The 17,325-nt window shown below is 62.2% G+C and carries 18 protein-coding genes and 1 other RNA gene; 12 read left to right on the forward strand and 7 right to left on the reverse strand.

The features are described 5' to 3' along the window. Nucleotides 1–9 precede the first annotated feature (9 nt). The 4 genes from AC13F2_RS15930 (at nucleotide 10) to AC13F2_RS15945 (ending at nucleotide 3,877) form a co-directional block, all read left to right on the forward strand. The gene (locus tag AC13F2_RS15930) at nucleotides 10–1,218 is read left to right on the forward strand and encodes a hydrolase (protein ID WP_482964871.1); all 1,209 of its coding nucleotides are present in this window, start codon (nucleotides 10–12) and stop codon (nucleotides 1,216–1,218) included. Then, nucleotides 1,215–2,231: an arginine N-succinyltransferase gene (locus tag AC13F2_RS15935; protein ID WP_482964870.1), complete on the forward strand. Its 1,017-nt coding sequence runs from the start codon at nucleotides 1,215–1,217 to the stop codon at nucleotides 2,229–2,231. Before AC13F2_RS15930 ends, AC13F2_RS15935 begins: the two co-directional genes overlap by 4 nt. Then, the gene (locus tag AC13F2_RS15940) at nucleotides 2,228–3,481 is read left to right on the forward strand and encodes an N-succinylarginine dihydrolase (protein WP_482964869.1); all 1,254 of its coding nucleotides are present in this window, start codon (nucleotides 2,228–2,230) and stop codon (nucleotides 3,479–3,481) included. The genes AC13F2_RS15935 and AC13F2_RS15940 overlap by 4 nt, the downstream gene beginning before the upstream one ends. Nucleotides 3,482–3,625: 144 nt before the next feature. Then, nucleotides 3,626–3,877, forward strand: coding sequence for a hypothetical protein (locus AC13F2_RS15945; RefSeq protein WP_482964868.1), 252 nt, complete (start codon nucleotides 3,626–3,628; stop codon nucleotides 3,875–3,877). A gap of 54 nt (nucleotides 3,878–3,931) precedes the next feature. Here AC13F2_RS15945 and ssrA read toward each other — a convergent pair. Continuing rightward, nucleotides 3,932–4,275: a transfer-messenger RNA gene (gene ssrA, locus AC13F2_RS15950) on the reverse strand. 79 nt (nucleotides 4,276–4,354) lie between these two features. Then, on the reverse strand, nucleotides 4,355–4,831 hold the full coding sequence (mscL, locus tag AC13F2_RS15955; RefSeq protein WP_103024313.1) for a large conductance mechanosensitive channel protein MscL: 477 nt from the start codon (nucleotides 4,829–4,831) through the stop codon (nucleotides 4,355–4,357). A 151-nt stretch (nucleotides 4,832–4,982) separates the two neighbouring features. Between mscL and AC13F2_RS15960 the strand changes: the two genes are divergently transcribed. From AC13F2_RS15960 to AC13F2_RS15980, 5 genes are read left to right on the forward strand one after another with little or no spacing between them, the layout of a single operon-like run. Continuing rightward, complete coding sequence (locus AC13F2_RS15960; RefSeq protein ID WP_103024312.1) at nucleotides 4,983–5,606, forward strand: LemA family protein; 624 nt, start codon at nucleotides 4,983–4,985, stop codon at nucleotides 5,604–5,606. An 11-nt stretch (nucleotides 5,607–5,617) separates the two neighbouring features. Next, nucleotides 5,618–6,460 (forward strand): TPM domain-containing protein, encoded by an 843-nt coding sequence (locus AC13F2_RS15965; protein WP_482964867.1) that lies wholly within the window; start codon nucleotides 5,618–5,620, stop codon nucleotides 6,458–6,460. Further along, nucleotides 6,460–7,134, forward strand: coding sequence for a TPM domain-containing protein (locus AC13F2_RS15970; RefSeq protein WP_482964866.1), 675 nt, complete (start codon nucleotides 6,460–6,462; stop codon nucleotides 7,132–7,134). The genes AC13F2_RS15965 and AC13F2_RS15970 overlap by 1 nt, the downstream gene beginning before the upstream one ends. 2 nt (nucleotides 7,135–7,136) lie before the next feature. Beyond that, nucleotides 7,137–7,682: an NUDIX hydrolase gene (locus tag AC13F2_RS15975; protein ID WP_482964865.1), complete on the forward strand. Its 546-nt coding sequence runs from the start codon at nucleotides 7,137–7,139 to the stop codon at nucleotides 7,680–7,682. A gap of 2 nt (nucleotides 7,683–7,684) precedes the next feature. Continuing rightward, the gene (locus AC13F2_RS15980; RefSeq protein ID WP_103024308.1) at nucleotides 7,685–8,467 is read left to right on the forward strand and encodes an SDR family oxidoreductase; all 783 of its coding nucleotides are present in this window, start codon (nucleotides 7,685–7,687) and stop codon (nucleotides 8,465–8,467) included. Between the two features lie 105 nt (nucleotides 8,468–8,572). Here the strand turns inward: AC13F2_RS15980 and AC13F2_RS15985 are convergent, their stop codons facing one another. Genes AC13F2_RS15985 through AC13F2_RS15995 form a run of 3 tightly spaced genes read right to left on the reverse strand, consistent with a single transcriptional unit; the run spans nucleotide 8,573 to nucleotide 9,061 of the window. Next, nucleotides 8,573–8,794 (reverse strand): PspC domain-containing protein, encoded by a 222-nt coding sequence (locus AC13F2_RS15985; protein ID WP_196845731.1) that lies wholly within the window; start codon nucleotides 8,792–8,794, stop codon nucleotides 8,573–8,575. Beyond that, nucleotides 8,791–8,907, reverse strand: a complete 117-nt coding sequence (locus AC13F2_RS15990; RefSeq protein ID WP_196845730.1) for a recombination protein F — start codon at nucleotides 8,905–8,907, stop codon at nucleotides 8,791–8,793. The genes AC13F2_RS15985 and AC13F2_RS15990 overlap by 4 nt, the downstream gene beginning before the upstream one ends. 34 nt (nucleotides 8,908–8,941) lie before the next feature. Continuing rightward, nucleotides 8,942–9,061, reverse strand: coding sequence for a recombination protein F (locus AC13F2_RS15995; RefSeq protein ID WP_103024306.1), 120 nt, complete (start codon nucleotides 9,059–9,061; stop codon nucleotides 8,942–8,944). Nucleotides 9,062–9,292: 231 nt separating this feature from the next. Here AC13F2_RS15995 and recF point away from each other — a divergent pair, with 231 nt between their 5' ends. Beyond that, nucleotides 9,293–10,372: a DNA replication/repair protein RecF gene (gene recF, locus AC13F2_RS16000; protein ID WP_482964864.1), complete on the forward strand. Its 1,080-nt coding sequence runs from the start codon at nucleotides 9,293–9,295 to the stop codon at nucleotides 10,370–10,372. On the opposite strand, the gene AC13F2_RS16005 is transcribed toward recF, so the two are convergent. Further along, nucleotides 10,369–11,070 carry an arylesterase gene (locus tag AC13F2_RS16005; RefSeq protein WP_482964863.1) on the reverse strand — a complete coding sequence of 234 codons (702 nt, stop codon included), beginning with the start codon at nucleotides 11,068–11,070 and terminating at the stop codon, nucleotides 10,369–10,371. The genes recF and AC13F2_RS16005 overlap by 4 nt on opposite strands. Before the next feature lie 47 nt (nucleotides 11,071–11,117). Here AC13F2_RS16005 and AC13F2_RS16010 point away from each other — a divergent pair, with 47 nt between their 5' ends. Next, on the forward strand, nucleotides 11,118–11,807 hold the full coding sequence (locus AC13F2_RS16010; RefSeq protein WP_482964862.1) for an ABC transporter ATP-binding protein: 690 nt from the start codon (nucleotides 11,118–11,120) through the stop codon (nucleotides 11,805–11,807). Next, on the forward strand, nucleotides 11,804–14,311 hold the full coding sequence (locus AC13F2_RS16015) for an ABC transporter permease (protein ID WP_482964861.1): 2,508 nt from the start codon (nucleotides 11,804–11,806) through the stop codon (nucleotides 14,309–14,311). Before AC13F2_RS16010 ends, AC13F2_RS16015 begins: the two co-directional genes overlap by 4 nt. Nucleotides 14,312–14,520: 209 nt before the next feature. On the opposite strand, the gene AC13F2_RS16020 is transcribed toward AC13F2_RS16015, so the two are convergent. Beyond that, complete coding sequence (locus AC13F2_RS16020) at nucleotides 14,521–17,187, reverse strand: TonB-dependent receptor (protein ID WP_482964860.1); 2,667 nt, start codon at nucleotides 17,185–17,187, stop codon at nucleotides 14,521–14,523. Nucleotides 17,188–17,325 lie beyond the last annotated feature (138 nt).

Genomic DNA, 17,325 nt, shown 5'->3' on the forward strand with positions numbered 1-17,325 from the left:
ACGTTGCACATGAAACCTGATATTGCACCGCAAGCCCTGCTCGACATGATCGATGCCGATACGATGCTGCGCGAAGTGCAGGACTGGGCGGCCATCAATACCGGCACTGCCAATATCGAAGGGCTGGATCGCATGGCCGGCATCCTGGCCGATGCTTTCAGCGTCCTGCCGGGCGACGTCGAACTGGTCGACCCTGCGACCGTAACCGCCATATCCGCCGAAGGGCGCGAATTCGAAAAACCGCACGGGCGGCATATGGTGTTGCGCGTCCGGCCCAATGCGGAACGGCGCTTCGTGCTAACCGGCCACATGGACACCGTCTTCCCCGTCGATCATCCGTTTCAGGAGGTCAGCTGGATCGACGATGACACGATCAACGGCCCCGGCACTGCCGATATGAAGGGCGGCCTCGATGTCATCCTCCATGCGCTGAAGACGTTCGAGACGATGGAGTGCGCCCGGCGGGTCGGATACGATGTGATGATCAACTCGGACGAGGAAACCGGCAGCCTCGCCAGCCGCGCTCTGATCGAGGAACTGGCCCGCGGCAAATATGCCGCGCTCACCTATGAACCCAGCGCCCTGCCCGATGGAACGCTGGCCCATGCACGCGGCGGTACGGGCAATTATTCGATAACCTTCACCGGCAAGTCCGCCCACGCCGGGCGCAATCCGCATGACGGGCGCAATGCCCTCGTCGCAGCATCCGATCTCGTGTTGCGGATCAAGGCCCTCGAGGCAGACGACATCACCGTCAACCCCGCCAAGATCGAAGGCGGCAGCGCGAACAATGTCGTGCCCGACCTTGCCATCCTGCGGTTCAACATTCGCCCCAAATCGACCGACGCCATGAACCGCTTCGATGGGCAGCTCGATGCGGCTCTCGCTGCCATCGAGGCCGATCATGAGGTCGGTATCCACCGTCACGGCGGGGTGACCCGTCCTCCCAAGCCGGTCGATGAAAAGGCACAGCGCCTGTTCGATCTCGTCAAAACATGCGGCGCGGAACTCGGACAGGACATCGGCTGGAAATCAACCGGCGGCGTATGTGATGGCAACAATATCGCGGCAACCGGCGTACCCGTGGTGGACACGATGGGCGTGCGCGGCGGCGCCATTCATTCGCCCGACGAATTCATGATCGTTCCTTCGCTTCGCGAACGCGCCGCGCTTAGCGCGCTGGTTCTCGCCAAGCTATCTTCCGGAGACCATCTGTGACCTTTCGCCTGCGCGCCGCGCATATCAGCGACCTCGAACACCTCTACGAGATGGCCAAGCTGACCGGCGGCGGTTTCACCAATCTGCCGGCCGATCGCGCAGCGCTGACCAAGAAGCTTGAACGGGCGGATTATGCCTTTTCGCGCGACGCCGACGAACTTGGCGACGACCAGTTTACGCTCGTGCTGGAAAATACCGAAACCGGGCAGGTGCGCGGCACCTGCCAGCTTTTCAGCCAGGTCGGCCAGCAATGGCCGTTCTACAGCTATCGCCTCAACACGCTGACCCAGCACAGCCAGGAACTCGATCGCACCGTGCGGGCCGAACTCCTCAGCCTCGTTACCGACCTTGAGGGGTCGTCCGAAGTGGGCGGTCTGTTCCTCCACCCAGGAGAACGCGCAGGCGGGCTCGGCCTGCTGCTGGCACGCAGCCGCTATCTGTTCATCGCCATGCACCGCCACCGCTTCGCCAATCGCATTTTGGCTGAGTTGCGCGGCGTGATCGACGATCGCGGTGGCTCCCCCTTCTGGGACGGCGTGGCCGGCCGCTTCTTTGGCATGACCTTTCAGGAAGCCGATTATTTCAATGCCATCAACGGCAATCAGTTCATTGCCGATCTGATGCCCAAGCACCCCGTCTATGTCGCCATGCTGGATGACGAAGCGAAGAAGGTAATCGGCGTCCCCCACCCGTCGGGCCGCGCCGCCATGCGGATGCTGGAGAACGAAGGCTTCGCCGCGGAAGGCTATGTCGACATCTTCGATGGCGGCCCTTCCATGACGGCACGCACCGACAATGTGAAAAGCATCGCCGGTTCCACTCCGGGCCGGGTCTCCGCGACCGATCTCGACATCGGCGAGCGCGCGCTGATCGCCACCGGCACGCTGGGCACGTTCCGCTGCGCCTACGGCATGCGGGAGACAGGCGAGGACGGATCCGTCGCCATCGACGCGATCTGTGCCGAAACACTCGAAGTCGGCGAAGGCGACGAGGTGTGGAGCGTGGCGCGATGAACAAGCTGGTCGAAATCAATTTCGACGGGATCGTCGGACCCAGTCACAATTATGCCGGCCTCAGTCTCGGCAATATTGCCAGCGCCAGCCACAAGGGCAACGCTTCCTACCCGCGCGCGGCAGCGCTGCAGGGGATCGCGAAGATGCGCGGCAATATGGAGCGCGGGCTAGCACAGGGCTTTTTGCTTCCCCTTCCCCGGCCCAATTTCGGTCTGCTGCGCGATCTGGCGGTAGGCGATGATACCAACCCGGCGCTCATGGCCGCTGCATGGTCGGCCAGTTCGATGTGGACTGCCAATGCCGCCACCGTCAGTCCCGCGCCGGATACCGGCGATGGCCGCTGCCATCTGACGCCAGCCAATCTGGTCACCATGCTGCACCGCGGCCAGGAATGGCGCGATACGCAGGCGCAGCTGAAGATCGCATTCGGTGATCAGCGGCATTTCGCTGTACACGATGCGGTCCCGTCCAGCTTCGGCGACGAAGGTGCGGCCAATCACATGCGGTTTTGCGACAGTCATGATGCACCCGGGGTGGAGGTGTTCGTCTATGGCCGGCCCGGCGGGCGCTTTCCCGCGCGCCAGCACGAACAGGCAAGCCGCGCCGTCGCCCGGCTGCATGGCCTCGAGCCCCGGTGCTGCGTCTTCATCGAGCAGAACCCGGCGGCCATCGAGGCCGGGGCGTTTCACAACGACGTCGTCGCCGTCGCGAACGAGAAGGTCCTCTTCACGCACGATCAGGCCTTTGCCGACCAGATCGACGCCTACGAAGCCATCCGCGCCGTCTTCCCCGACCTCCATGTCGTCGAAGTGCCGGAAAGCCAGGTTTCTCTCGAAGAGGCGATCCGCACCTATCTCTTCAATGCGCAGCTCGTGACATTGCCCACCGGCGAAATGGCGCTGGTCGTCCCCAGCGAATGCCAGGAAAGCGCCAGTGTCTGGTCGTGGTGCGAACGCATGCTCGCGTCCAACGGTCCGATCCGTCACGTCATCCCCGTCGATGTGCGCCAATCAATGGCGAATGGCGGCGGCCCGGCCTGCCTGCGGCTGCGCGTAGTGGCAGATCCTGCGACGGTCGACGCGCGGTTCATGCTGGACGAGGCGAAGGCCGAACGGATCGAGGCGGTGATTGCCCAGATGTGGCCGGAAACAATTCAGCCCGATGAAATTGGAACCGAAGCTCTCGCAGCGAAGGTCATCGAAGCGCGCGAAGCCCTGCTGGCCGTGTTGTCGCTGGACGAACTGGCATAATTTCCACCGCCCCAGATTGGGGCGCGTAGATACATCGTCGGGCACTTTTACACTTCTTCGCGCATTAACTAGGCGAACCCGCAGATTCGCGCCGCTGGCACGCGAATTGCATCGCGGGGCGTTAAGAAACGGAGTGAGGCGCGCGTGCTGAGGAAGGTGAAACGGCTGTTCGTGATCAAGACGCGCTTCGAAGCCTATCTGATCATCTTCGCCCTGGCACTTGGCGCAATGACCCGCGGCGCCGATTACACGCTGCAATATCCCGGCGTGGGCGGCTATCTGCTCTTCGCAGCGACATCGGGCGCAGTCTTCCTCGGCGGCGCGAAGATCCTCGACGCCTTGCGCTACGAACGCGAAGCGCAGGGAGCAGCGCCGGGTGAACCCGCGTCCGAATAAAGCCGATCGATGAAATGGGTGGGGGTTTCTGTTGCTAGCTACCCCCGGAGCCCCGGAATCCGCTTCTGTTGCCCGGTGGGTCCAACCGCGCTTTAGCTTTGTAAGATCAGGGCGTTAGCCCATCAGATTACGCTGCGAGAGCGAGTGCTTCGTTATCGTTGGCACTTGTGTGTTGTGAACAGTTTTACGGGTTACTCAGCCCGGGCGAAAACACTGCCTTTCAGCACACGTCGATCCTAGTTCGGCCCCGTCATAACCCGCCGGTAAAGGCGGTTTGTGGTGGAGCCGCCGGGTACTGCCCCCGGGTCCGTTGTACCTATTACACAGCGCAGTTTATCGCCATATCCGGCCGAAGCCGACAGCCCCTATATAGCGATGCGGAGCTTAATGTGAAGTGAGCGGAGCGCGCCTTTTGCCCTGGCAGTGTCGCGCCCCGCCCTTTCTTCGAACCTACCCCTTCGGATGCAGCCCCTTGCCCTAGGCCGCGCCGCCATCCTTGCGCAGTTCCGCCAGGATTTTCTTCAGCACGTCGAGTTCGGGATTCGTCGGCACGTCTGCGTTCGTCGAGCTGTCCTCGGTCGCGGCGGCCTTGCGCTGCATGTCTTCGGTGATCTTGTTCACGCTGCGAACGAGCATGAAGAGCGCAAAGGCGACGATGAAGAAATTGATCACGGCGGTGATGAGCGCACCGTACCCGATCATCGCCACGCCCGCTTCCTTGAGCTGCTCGTAATTGTCGAGCGCGCCTTCATAGCCTTCGGGTATCTCGCCCAGCTGCAAGAACCAGTTGGAAAAATCGATGTCGCCGAAGATCCAGCCGATCAGCGGCATTATTATGGCTTCGGTCAGCTGCGTGACGATACCGCTGAACGCGGCGCCGATCACGACACCGACTGCCAGATCGACAACATTCCCGCGCGCGACGAACTTCTTGAATTCTTTTCCCAAGCTCATGGCGGTATGATTCCCTTAACCCTTAAAACTGGCGCCTTCCCTGCCATGATGGTTTGGCAGTCACAAGCGGGCGTTAATCTTGAACCGGCGCCATGGTGTGCTATCTAGATAAAGCAGTACGTCCCCCGACTCCCTAAGAAGGATTCTTGAAATGAACCGATTCGCCGCTTTCCGTGCCTCGATCGTCGCCGCCGCTGCGCTGGCGATATCGGCCTGCGGGATCAACTCGGTGCCTGCTGCTGAAGAAACGGCAAAGGCCAAGTGGGCCGATGTGGAGGCCGCTTTCCAGGAACGCGCCAATCTCGTTCCCAACCTCGAACAGATCGTGATGAGCTCGGCCGAGCAGGAGCGTGCGACGCTTGAATCGGTCATACAGGCCCGCGCATCCGCCACCCGTCCGGAAATCCAGCTCGATGGCAACGATCTGAGCGATGCGGACAAGATGGCCCAGTATCAGCAGGCGCAGAACACCTTCGGCGGCGCGCTGTCGCGGCTGATGGCCAATGTGGAAGCTTATCCCGAACTGCGCAGCCAGGACAATTTCGGCCGCTTCATGACCCAGATCGAAGGTCAGGAAAACCGGATCCGCGTCGCCATTCGCGACTATAACGAAGCGGTGCGCGCCTATAACACGACGATCCGCACCTTCCCCGATACCATCGGCGCCAACATCATTCACGGTGCAGAACCCATGGTTCCCTACGAAGCCGTGACCCAGGGTGCAGAAGTCGCTCCAACCCTGGACATGCGTTCGGATAGCAGCGCCGCAAACTGAGCGGCACAAACATGCGCCTGCTTCTCTCAGTAATCCTGCCCGTGGCGGCGGCGCTGGGCTTTGCCCCGCCCGCCGCTGCCCAGACCTTTCCCGAACGCGGCACGGCGCCGGTGGTGGACGCTGCGAACATCATCGATGACGCAACCGAAGCCGCTCTGACCGAAAAGCTGGACGCGTTCGAGCAGCGCAACCAGCGCCAGTTCGTGATCGCGACGATCCCCGATCTCGAGGGTTATGATATTTCCGACTATGGCTATCGCCTTGGCCGCGAATGGGCCCTGGGCGATGCGGAGCGTAATGATGGCATCATTCTGATCGTCGCTCCGAACGAGAAGAAAATGCGCGTCGAGGTCGGCTACGGCCTGGAGGGCGTCATCCCCGACGGGCTTGCTTTCGAATATGTCGAAGGGATGAAGCCATATTTCCGCGACGGCGATTATTCCGGCGGGATTAGCTGGGGTGCAGACCAGATTATCAAACAGCTCGAACTGCCTCCTGAAGAAGCGGCCAAGGTTGCCCAGCAGGTGAGCGAACAGCGCGAAAGCGACGGCGGATTCCCCATCGGTGCGCTGATCTGGCTAGGCTTTATCTTTTTCTTCTTCGTCCTGCCCATGCTGAGCGGGCGCGGCCGGCGGCGGCGTTATCGCAAGGGACCGTGGGGCAATGCCGCACGCGACATCATTCTCTGGGAAGCCGGCAAGGCGATCGCACGCGGTCTCACCGATGACGACTGGGGCGGCGGTGGCGGCTGGGGCGGAGGCGGCGGCTTCGGCGGAGGCGGTGGCTTCGGCGGCGGCGGCTTTGGCGGCGGCGGTGGCAGTTTCGGGGGCGGTGGCGCCTCCGGGGGGTGGTAATGGGCTATCTTTCTCAATCCGATCACAAGATCGTATCCGATGCCGTCGCGGCGGCCGAACTTACCACCAGCGGCGAAATCGTGACCGTTCTGGCCGATCGCAGCGATGGCTATTCGGATGTCGTGCTGGTGTGGGCCGTGGCGCTGGCCTTCACGGGCATGAGCCTGTTTGCGGTGATCCCGCAGCCCTTCATGGATCTATGGGATTCGCTCGTCGGTGGCTGGATGCACGAATGGACGACCGGCGAACTCGCCAGCATGACCATCGCCCTGGGGCTGGTCTCCTTCACGCTGGGATGGCTGTTGCTGAGCTGGGACCCGCTGCGCTTCGCCCTTACCCCCGGCCCGGTCAAGAGTGCCCGCGTTCACAGCAGCGCAATCAGGCATTTCAAAGTCGGCGCGGAACAGCGCACGCATGGCCGTACGGGCGTACTTCTCTATCTGTCCATGCGCGAACACCGCGCCGAAATCGTTGCCGACCAGCCCATTGCCGCAATTGTGCCGGCAGAAGTCTGGGGCGAAGCGATGGCGGACATGCTGGAAGAACTCAAACAGGGCCATATCGCGGAAAGCCTGGCCATCGGGGTACGCGACGTCGGTATGGTACTGGCAGAGCATTTCCCGCGCGCCGATGACGATCGCAACGAGCTTCCCGACCGACTGATCGAAGTCTGACCATGCCCGTACCCGATCACGATGCGGACGAGAAGATCGTCTGGCAGGGCAAATACATCACCGCCAAAACGCGCGGTCGATGGGAATATGTGGGTCGTCCCCGCAACATCCGCGCGGCGGTGATCCTTGCCGTCGACGAAGACGACCACGTGCTTCTGGTGGAGCAGTACCGGGTGCCGCTTGGCCGGCCCTGTATCGAGCTACCGGCGGGTCTCATCGGCGATGAGGCTGATTTCGAAGGTGAAGACCCTCTCGTTGCTGCCGGGCGGGAACTGGTAGAGGAAACGGGCTACCGCGCCGATGTGCTCGAAGATCTGGGCACGTTCTGGTCCTCTCCCGGAATGGTCAGCGAAAGCTTCACTCTGGTCCGCGCCAACCAGCTGGCGAAAGTCGGCGAAGGCGGCGGGGTCGGCGGAGAGAACATCACCGTTCACCGTGTCGCCCTATCCGACATTGCCGCTTTTACCGCCGCCAAACGCGCCGATGGTTGCGGGATCGATGTGCGCGTGCTCTTGCTGCTGGGACAGGGAATATTGGCAGGAGAGTGACGATGGCAGGACGGTGTGCAGGCAAGCTGGCACTGGTGACAGGCGCGGCGCAGGGACTCGGCCGGGCCCATGCAACCCGGCTGGCCGAAGAGGGCGCGCGGGTGCTGTGCACCGATATCAACGGTGATGGCGCTGCCGAAACCGCCTCGCTCATCAATGCGGATCTGGGTGACGGCACCGCCCATGCGATCCGGCACGACGTTACCGATCCCATTGACTGGGAAGCCGCCGTGGACGCTGCGCGCGAGAATATCGGCGGTCTCAATGTCCTGGTGAACAATGCCGGTATCGGCGTGGGCGGCAATATCGAGACCTGCGATTTCGACGATTGGAAGCGCTGCTTTGCGATCAATGTCGATTCCATTTTTCATGGTTGCCAGAAGGCGCTGCCGCTGATGCGCGAGCATGCACCCGGCTCGATCGTGAACATTTCCAGCATTGCGGGGCTGATCGCCAGCGACACCATGCCCGCCTACAACTCGTCCAAAGCCGCGGTCTGGATGCTGACCAAATCGATCGCGCTGCACTGTGCGAAGAAGAATATGCAGATCCGCTGCAATTCCGTGCACCCGACCTTCGTCGATACGCCGATCCTCGATGGCACGGCGCTCAATCACAATCTCGACAAGTCTGTATTGCTGGAAAAGCTGGCGCGGCAAATTCCGCTCAAATTCGTGGGCGAGCCCAACGATATCGCCAATGCCGTGGTCTATCTCGCCAGCGACGAGAGCCGCTTCATGACCGGTGCCGAGCTCAAGCTCGATGGCGGCATTTCCGCGATGTAATTCCACGACTGCAGAATCAAGAGAGGGGCCATGCGGCCCCTCCCGGTTCTCTATGTGTGAGCCACGGCCGGCACGAGAGCCGGGACGGTTGGCGTGGGGCCGTGGTCAGTCTGCGATCAGTGCGATCGCCAGGTAAAGCAGGATGAAGCTGCCAAATCCGAGCAGTGTTCCTGCGACGAAGCCGAGGCGGACCCAGGTGGCGTCGATGTCGAAATAGCGCGCGATGCCGGAACAGACCCCCATCATCTTGCCATTCGTGCGATCAAGCGCGAAGCTCTTGGCTGGACGGACGGCATCGTCCCCTTCGCGGAATTTCAGATTGCTCATGCGATAAGTCCATTGGGCGATGCAGGTACGATGGCGGTGGCGAAAAAGAGGGCTGAAAGGGCCAGTGAAAAGGCGGCTGCGAAGAGCTTGTGGCCGTTGTCAGAGTTGAACATGTTTTCCTCCTGAAGAATGTGGGCGGTTGGCCGATCAGGCGACGAGACCGGCGGGGCTTGCGGGGACGATGGCGGCGGCCATGAACATTGCCGAGACGCCCAGGGCGAAGACGGCGGCGAGTGCACGGTTGCTGGCATATTCGAAGATGGACATTGTGTTGCTCCTTGATCCTTGGTTCGTTTTTCCCGGACCATCCGGGATGCCAAGTACTTTGCAACGGGTGTGCCAAACTCGAAAAATAGCGGAATTCCGTCAATTCTTCCTGAACCATGAGAGCAGACGTCGTTCACCAATCCGAAAGGTTGGGGAATTTCCCCAACTGTTGGAAATGATATGTTTTGAAGTGGCGGGCATGGCGACGGCGCGCTATCGAACGCTCACCTCATGGCGCTCGATCGCATCTCCCTGACCGACTTTCGCAACCACGGTTCGACCGAACTGGGCGATACCGCGCAATTCAATCTGCTCGTGGGCGAAAACGGTGCGGGAAAGACCAATATTCTCGAAGCGCTTTCCCTGCTTGCCCCAGGGCGCGGCCTGCGCCGCGCTGCCATGGGCGACATAGTCCGCAATGGCAGCGATGCTGGCTTCGGCGTGGGGGCCAGCCTGCTGCAGGATGGTGAAGCCGTACGGCTCGCCACATATTCGGAAAGCGCCAACCCGGGCCGCCGCCGCGTCCGGATAAACGGGGCGGAAAGCAGTGCGACCAGCCTCGGGGAATGGCTCGCAGTGACATGGCTCACTCCCGCCATGGATGGCTTGTTCACCGGCGCCGCCGGCGACCGCCGCCGCTACATGGACCGGCTGGCGCTTGCGCTCGAACCAGCGCACGCCAGTCATGCAGCCCGCTACGAAGGTGCCCTGCGCGAACGCAATCGCCTGTTATCCGATCTGCGAGAGCCTGAGAGCGCATGGCTCGATGCCATCGAAGCCCAAATGGTTCAGCATGGCTCCGCCCTAATGGCAGGCCGCGCGCGGCTCGTCGAAACACTGGCGGTAAGGCTGGCGGAAATGCCTGCCGAGCCGTTTGCTCGCCCCGCCCTTACCTATGCCCCCAGCGCGCCCGATCATTCGGATGGTCTGTCGCAAGCGCTCTATGACAACCGCAAGCGCGACCGCGCCGCACAGCGCACCCTGCTCGGCCCGCATCGCGACGAGCTTGAAGTCATCCACGCAGCCAAGCGGGTCCCCGCTGCGCAAAGCTCGACAGGTGAACAGAAAGCGATGCTGGTCGCCATGACGCTGGCCCATGCCGGGCTGGCGGCACAAGGGCGAGCAGGTTTGCTCTTGCTGGACGAAGTGGCCGCGCATCTCGATCCCGTTCGCCGCGCCGCTCTTTTCGAACAATTGCGCAGCAGTGGAGCGCAGGTCTGGATGACTGGAACCGAGCCAGCCCCTTTCAGCAGCATAGCGACGGAATCCGCCGTCTGGGCTGTAACGGCGGGCTCAGTGACGCGCGCCTAGGGCTTGGGCGGCAGCGCCTTTTCCACATCGCCCATGGTATTGCGCACCAGCGCCGCAATTCCATCAGCCGTGGGATGGATGCGGTCGTCGAGGAAGAGGCTACGGTCCTCATAGATGCTCTCGAGCCAGAACGGGATCAAAGCCGCATCGTATTGGCTGGCAAGCTCGCTATACAGGCTGTCGAACTGCTGCTGGTATTCCGGCCCATAATTCGGCGGCGCCCGCATGCCCATCAGCAGGACAGGGATCTCTCGCTGGCTCAGTTCCTGCAGCATCGCCTCGAAATTGGCGCGTGTCTGTCCAGGCTGGATACCGCGCAGCATATCATTGCCGCCAAATTCGAGGATGACCAGATCGGGTTTGACCTCCTGCGCATCGAGCGTGAAGGCCAGCCGCTGCAGACCGGCTGCACTGGTATCTCCCGAAACGCCGGCATCGATCACCCGCGCGTTGATTCCGCCCTTGCGCAGTGCATCTTCAAGCTGTTCGGGATAGCCCTCGTTCTCTTCCAGCCCATAGCCTGCGAACAGGCTGTCGCCGAAAGCCAGTATGCGCCTCTCCGGCCCTTCGACAGCGATATCGGCCGCAGGGGTTTGCTGGCTCGCTTCCGTTTCGGTTGATGGCGCCACATCTTGCGCACCACCGCAAGCGGACAGTGCCATGGCGGCGAACAGGATCGACAAATGCCGCAAACGCATCGGCGAGTTTCCTTGTGCAGTTTTCCGCTCCATGCCATCGCAGTACCGTGACGAACTCTCAAGCAGCGATTTCCGCCCGCAACCTCACCCTGACTCTCGGCTCCAGCGATGCTCCCGTCGAAATCCTTCGCGGGATCGATCTCGACATTGCGCGTGGATCGACTGTCGCACTGCTCGGTCCTTCCGGCTCGGGCAAAAGCTCGCTGATGGCCGTTCTTTCCGGCCTCGAGCGTGCCAGCGGAGGAACCCTGCTCGTGGCGGGCGAAGATTTCGCGACGCTGGACGAGGACGCTCTTGCGCATGCCCGGCGCGGGCGCATCGGCATCGTGTTGCAGGCGTTCCACCTGTTACCGACCATGACCGCGCTGGAAAACGTCGCCATCCCGATGGAACTGGCTGGCGAACGCGACGCCCAAGCGCGGGCCAAAGCCGAACTCGAAGCGGTTGGCCTTGGCCACAGGCTGGATCATTACCCGCAGCAATTGTCGGGCGGCGAACAGCAGCGCGTCGCTATCGCCCGTGCAATCGCCCCGCGTCCCGACCTGATCTTCGCCGATGAGCCTACCGGCAATCTCGATGCCGCCACGGGTCACGAAATCGTGGAACTTCTCTTCAACCGCCGCGCCGAAACCGGAGCGACATTGCTCGTCATTACGCACGATCCCGAACTTGCCGAGCATTGCGAGCGCGTGCTGCAGCTCGGTGATGGCCGCATCGCCAGCGACACTGCGGCGTGACCTGGGCGATTGCCTGGCGGATCGCGCGCCGCGATCTCAACGCTCGCTTTCGCGGCTTGCGCCTTCTGCTCGTTTGTCTGTTTCTCGGCACGGGAGCATTGGCGGCGATCGGATCGCTGACCGCAGCGATCGAGCGCGAGATCGAAACCAACGGCCGGACCTATCTCGGCGGCGATCTGCAGATCGAACTCTGGCAGCGTGATCTCACCGATGAAGAACGCGCTGCACTCGGTCAGCTCGGCGATGTTTCAGCCGGAACCCGCATGCAGGCCATGGCGCGATTTGGCGAGCAGGCCGCACCGATCGAACTGAAGGCCGTCGATAAGGCCTATCCGCTTTATGGCGATTTGACCCTCGAGGACGGCCGTACGGTGGGCGCTCCAGGTTCCGACGAAGCCTGGCTGTCGCAGGGCGCAGCCGATCGCTTGGGCGTCGCGCCGGGCGACACTATCGACATCGGCACGGAGAAGTTGTCGATCGGCGGGATCATCGCCGATGAACCCGATCGTCTCGGTGAAGGTTTTCAGTTGGGTCCGACGATCATCGTGGCAGAGGATCTACCCACCCGCGCAGGGCTGATCGCGCCAGGATCGATGTATCAGTCCAAGACTAGGGTTCGTTTCACGCAAAGCCGCGATACCGAGGCGGTCGGCGAAGAACTGAAGCAGCAATTCCCCGACGCCGGCTTCGATATCGACACGGCGGACCGGGCAGCACCCGGCACCGACCGGTTCGTGGACCGCATGAGCGAATTTCTGACGCTTGTCGGCCTCGCGGCACTGGTCATTGCCGGTATCGGTATCGGAGGGGGCGTCACATCCTATCTCGACGCCCGCAGGCAGGGGATCGCCACCCTCAAGATCCTCGGCGCCACCAGCAATGACATCGCGCGCATATACGCACTGCAAATCGTCGCGGCTACGCTGGCGGGCAGCCTTGCAGGGATTGCCGCCGGCATCGCCATCGTTCCGCTTCTGGCAACGGCGTTGCAGGGTCTGCTGCCCGTTTCCAGCGGAGTGATCATCGATCCCGGCGCGATCGTGTTGGCATTGACCTATGGTATGCTGGTGGCGCTGGTATTCGCGGCCCCGCCCTTGCTGCGCGCCCGCAATTTCCCGGCCATGGCGCTGATGCGCGCCCGCGTCGCGCCGCTGGCGCGCGATCCCCGCGCACTGGTTTTGGTCGGCGGGGGTCTCGCCGCCATCGTCGCCCTGGCCCTGCTGACATCCGACAACCCCATGCTTTCGGGCAGCTTCCTGGCCGGAGCCGCCGCCATACTCGGCCTGCTCGCCTTGCTCGGCCTTGGCATTCGCCGGCTCGCCGCCGCCCTTCCCCGCCCGCGCAACCCGGTCGCGCGCAATGCGCTCGCCAACCTACATCGCCCCGGCTCATCCACCGGCGCGCTGGTAACCGCCCTCGGTTTCGGACTTTCAGCCTTTGTCCTGCTGGCAGCGGTTCAGAGCGCCATCGACGGCAATATCGCCAAACGCGTGCCGGACCGTGCGCCCGACTATTTCGTGCTCGATATCCCGCGCGATCAGGTCGACGAATTCGAGACGTTGGTCCGCAATGCGGATCCGGGCGCAAGCTGGCGCACGGTCCCTGCACTGCGTGGCTCCGTCCTCGCATTCGGCTCCGAAGGGGCAATGACCCGCACCGCTGATCTGGACGAAATTCCGGACGGCGCGTGGGCCCTGCGCGGGGAACGCGGCCTGACCTATGCCGATCGTCTGCCGGAAGGCAACGAGTTGACCGAAGGCACGTGGTGGGGCCCAATGTATGCAGGCGAGCCGCTGGTTTCGGTCGACGAGGATTTTGCCGACGCCGCCGGCCTGAAGGTCGGCGACATGCTGACCTTTGGCGTACTCGGCGTAGAGCGGACCGCCCGCATCGCCAATCTGCGCCGCATCGACTGGGAAAGCATGGGCTTCAACTACGTCTTCGTGCTCAGCCCCAACGCCCTTCAGGATGCGCCGCATAATCTCGCGGCGACCGTCGAGCTCAGCCGGGGCACGCCGACCGGCCCGCTGTTGCAATCGCTGGTGGCCGCCCTACCCTCGACTTCGGTGATCGAGGTTGGCGGTGTGCTGGAACAGGCGCGGACCATCCTGGAACAGGTCGGCTTTGCCACACTCGCCGCCGCCAGCGTCGCGGTCCTCGCCGGTCTTGCCGTTCTGCTGGGCGCCATTGCCGCCGCGCGCGCGGCGCGGACGTACGATACCGTCATCCTGAGGGTGCTAGGTGCCGATCGCCGCCAGATCATTGCTATGCAATTGATTGAATACGTCGCCTTGGCGGCAACGCTTGCGGTCGTGGCGCTTGGCATCGGCAGCCTTGCTGCATGGTTGGTCATCACGCAGTTGTTCGAATTCGACTGGTTGCCGGATTGGGGCCAAGTGCTCGCTGTGCTTGGCCTCGGCGTCTTCGTCGTTCTGGCCTTCGCTCTTGGCGCTTCGATGCCGCTACTGCGTGCCAAACCTGCGCAGGCGTTGCGAGACCTCTAAGAGCCAAGGCGATCTAAAAAAAAGCCCCGCGAGAACGCGGGGCTCCAAGATAAAGCGCTCGGTGCAATGCACGAGCCCTTCGGGTCGCATCTGCGATATATCACGCATCCAGCTGGACTACCGCGTAATGCGTATATGCTGTGCCGAAATGGGACAAAAGAAAAAGGGGGCCGCGCGGGCCCCCTTCTCCATTCCAATTTTTCTTGCGATCAGAAGCGATAGCGAACCGTGGCGCCATAGGTGCGCGGCTGGTTGGGATAGCCCGAGATCGTACCCGGCTGTGCAACACCCGGGAATATCTGCGACAGATAGCGCTGATTGGTCAGATTACGGACAAAACCGCTGATTTCGAACCCGTTTTCGAGCGCGAGGGTCAGCGACCCGTTCACCTGATTCACTTCGCGGCGATAGTTGCGCGCAAGGGCGATCGGATCCGGAGCGTCCGGTACGCCGTCGAGGATCTGAGTATTGCTCTCGTGATAGTAGTCCAGGCGGCCAATCAGCAGATTGCCCGTATTGCCGAACTCGTGCGTGTAGGTTGCCGAAGTCGCAATGGTGAATTCCGGAACACCGGCGACCTGCTGTCCGGAAAGGTCACCAACGACCGATCCGGGGAAGCTGTCATACTTCGAATCCAAATAGGTCAGTGCGAAGGTGAACACGAGCGGATCGATCGGCGTGAGCGTCGAATCGAATTCGAAACCACGGACCGACTGCGATCCGGCGTTGACCAGCGCGAAACCTGTGCCGGTGAAGGCGTTCGACTGGAAACCGTCGATGGTCTGATCGAACAATGCCAGGTTGAAGGCCATCCGGTCGAAATCGGCCTTGAGGCCCACTTCGTAAACTTCCGATTCCTCCGGAGCCGCGAAGCGCGAACCAGTAGAAAGGTTCGGCACCGCAATACCGGCATCGCGGATCGGCGAAGATGGCGCGAGGATGGTCGAACCGAAAGGACCAGGCGTGTAATCGGCGTTGGTCGGGCGGCTGTCGCGTGACAGGTTGACCGAGCTGGCCTTGAAGCCCGTCGCATAGGTGAAATAGGCATTCAGGCGATCGCTGACATCGTAAGCCACACGAAGCGTGTAGCTCAGATTGTCATCATTCGTCCTACCCGGCTCTACTGCGTTGGGCACCGCCAGGAACGGCGGCAGGAACTGCAGCGCCTGGAGGGGGAGCAACTGGTTACAGGCGGGCGGCGGCGAACCGGCCGAGCACGGCGTGGTCGCAATCGTTGCGATCTGCTGGAAGCCGGCCGGCTGGGCAGCAGCGAACTGCTGGATCACGCCGGGCGTCACCTGCGAGGTGGGGATCTGCAGCGCCTGCGCGATACCGCCAACGATGACAGCATCGACGAAGTTCACATTCGCCAGCGGATCGAAGGAATCCTGACGGAGCGAGAAATCCTTCTTGTCGTCGGTGTAGTTGAAGCCGGCGGTGAGGGTCAGGCGATCCGTCACTTCGAAATCGACCTGGCCGAAGACCGAGTAGGATTCGTTATCGAGCGTGAAGAATTCTCGGGTCGAAGGACCTTCTGCGAAGGTAGCGCCGACCGGAATGCCGAGCTGCGATTCAACGAAGGACAGCGTCCCGGGAGTGCCGCCACCTGCCAGCAGATCGAAGAACGCGCGTGCATCTTCGCCATTGTCGAGACCGCTGTTCTGCTTTGCCTTCTCGTTGAAGTAATAGCCACCGAGCAGGAAGTTCACCGGACCGTCGAAGTCGGACGCGACGCGCAGTTCCTGCGTGAAGGTGTCGACCGCCTGGTTGCGGAACTCGCTGACCACGGCCGCGCTGGAGAAGTCCACGTCCTGCTGGTTGAACGCGCGCAGTTCGCGATAGGCCGTGATCGACGTCAGCGTCAAAGAGCCGAGGTCGAGGTCGGCCTGGACCGAACCGCCATAGTTCTCGATGTCGTTGACCGGCAGCGTGTCGAGGAAGGCACGGTCGGAAAACACGTCTTCAACTGCCAGCTGGCCGCCAACGGCGAACAGCAGCGGGACGGTCGGACCGGCAAGAACGTTGCCGGCATAGCAGCACAGTTCGTCGATCTTGGAATAGTCGCCGATCGCGCGAATCCTAAGCGGGCCACCATTGTCGAACAGCAGCTGGCCGCGAACGACGTAGCGATCGCGTTCATTGATCTTTTCATCGAGGTTCACGACGTCGACGAAACCGTCGCGCTTGTTGTAGGTACCGTCGAGAGAGAAAGCGATCGAGTCCGTAAGCGGGCCGGTAATGTCGGCCTTGGCGACGATCTGGTCAAAATTGCCGTAGGTGAAGCTGGCCGAACCGCCGAACTCGAACTGCGGCTCACGGGTAACGACCGAGATGACGCCGGCGCTGGCGTTCTTGCCGAACAGCGTGTTCTGCGGTCCGCGCAGCACTTCGATGCGGCTCACATTGGCGAGGTCGTTGATCGAGGATGCCGAGCGCGAACGATAGACGCCGTCGATGAATACGCCGACGGACGGTTCAATACCGACGTTGTTGGCGCCGTTGCCAAAGCCGCGAATGATGAAGGTGGTGTTTGCCGAACTCTGGAGCTGGCTGACGCGCAGCGACGGGGCAACCGTCTGAAGGTCCTGCAAGTCGCGGATTTCCGCACGCTCCAGCGTTTCGCCGCTGGTCACGCTGACCGAGACGGGCGTTTCCTGCAGGGTCTGCTCGCGCTTGGTGGCGGTAACGATGATGACATTGCCGGTCGAGGCATCGGCAGCATCGGGGATGTTGTCGCCGTCGCTGTCGGTCTGCTGCTGGACCTCCTCCAGATCTGTATCTTGTGCCGAAACGCTCGCCGGGATCGCAACAGCAGCTACCCCTGCAAGCATGACGGTACGGACGGTCGCGGTGCGGCCGAAAGCGGTGAATTTCATGAAAGGTCCTCTTCTCTCAAGACGTATCTTGGTCCGCTGCGCGGCTCCCAAAATGCGCGCATGCAAGGGCGCAACTACCAGACTCCCCCGCCCTCTCAAGCATTTAGCGGACCAACGCCATAGCTGACTCGACGACTG

It is taken from the genome of Qipengyuania sp. L-5Y (genome assembly GCF_056859455.1).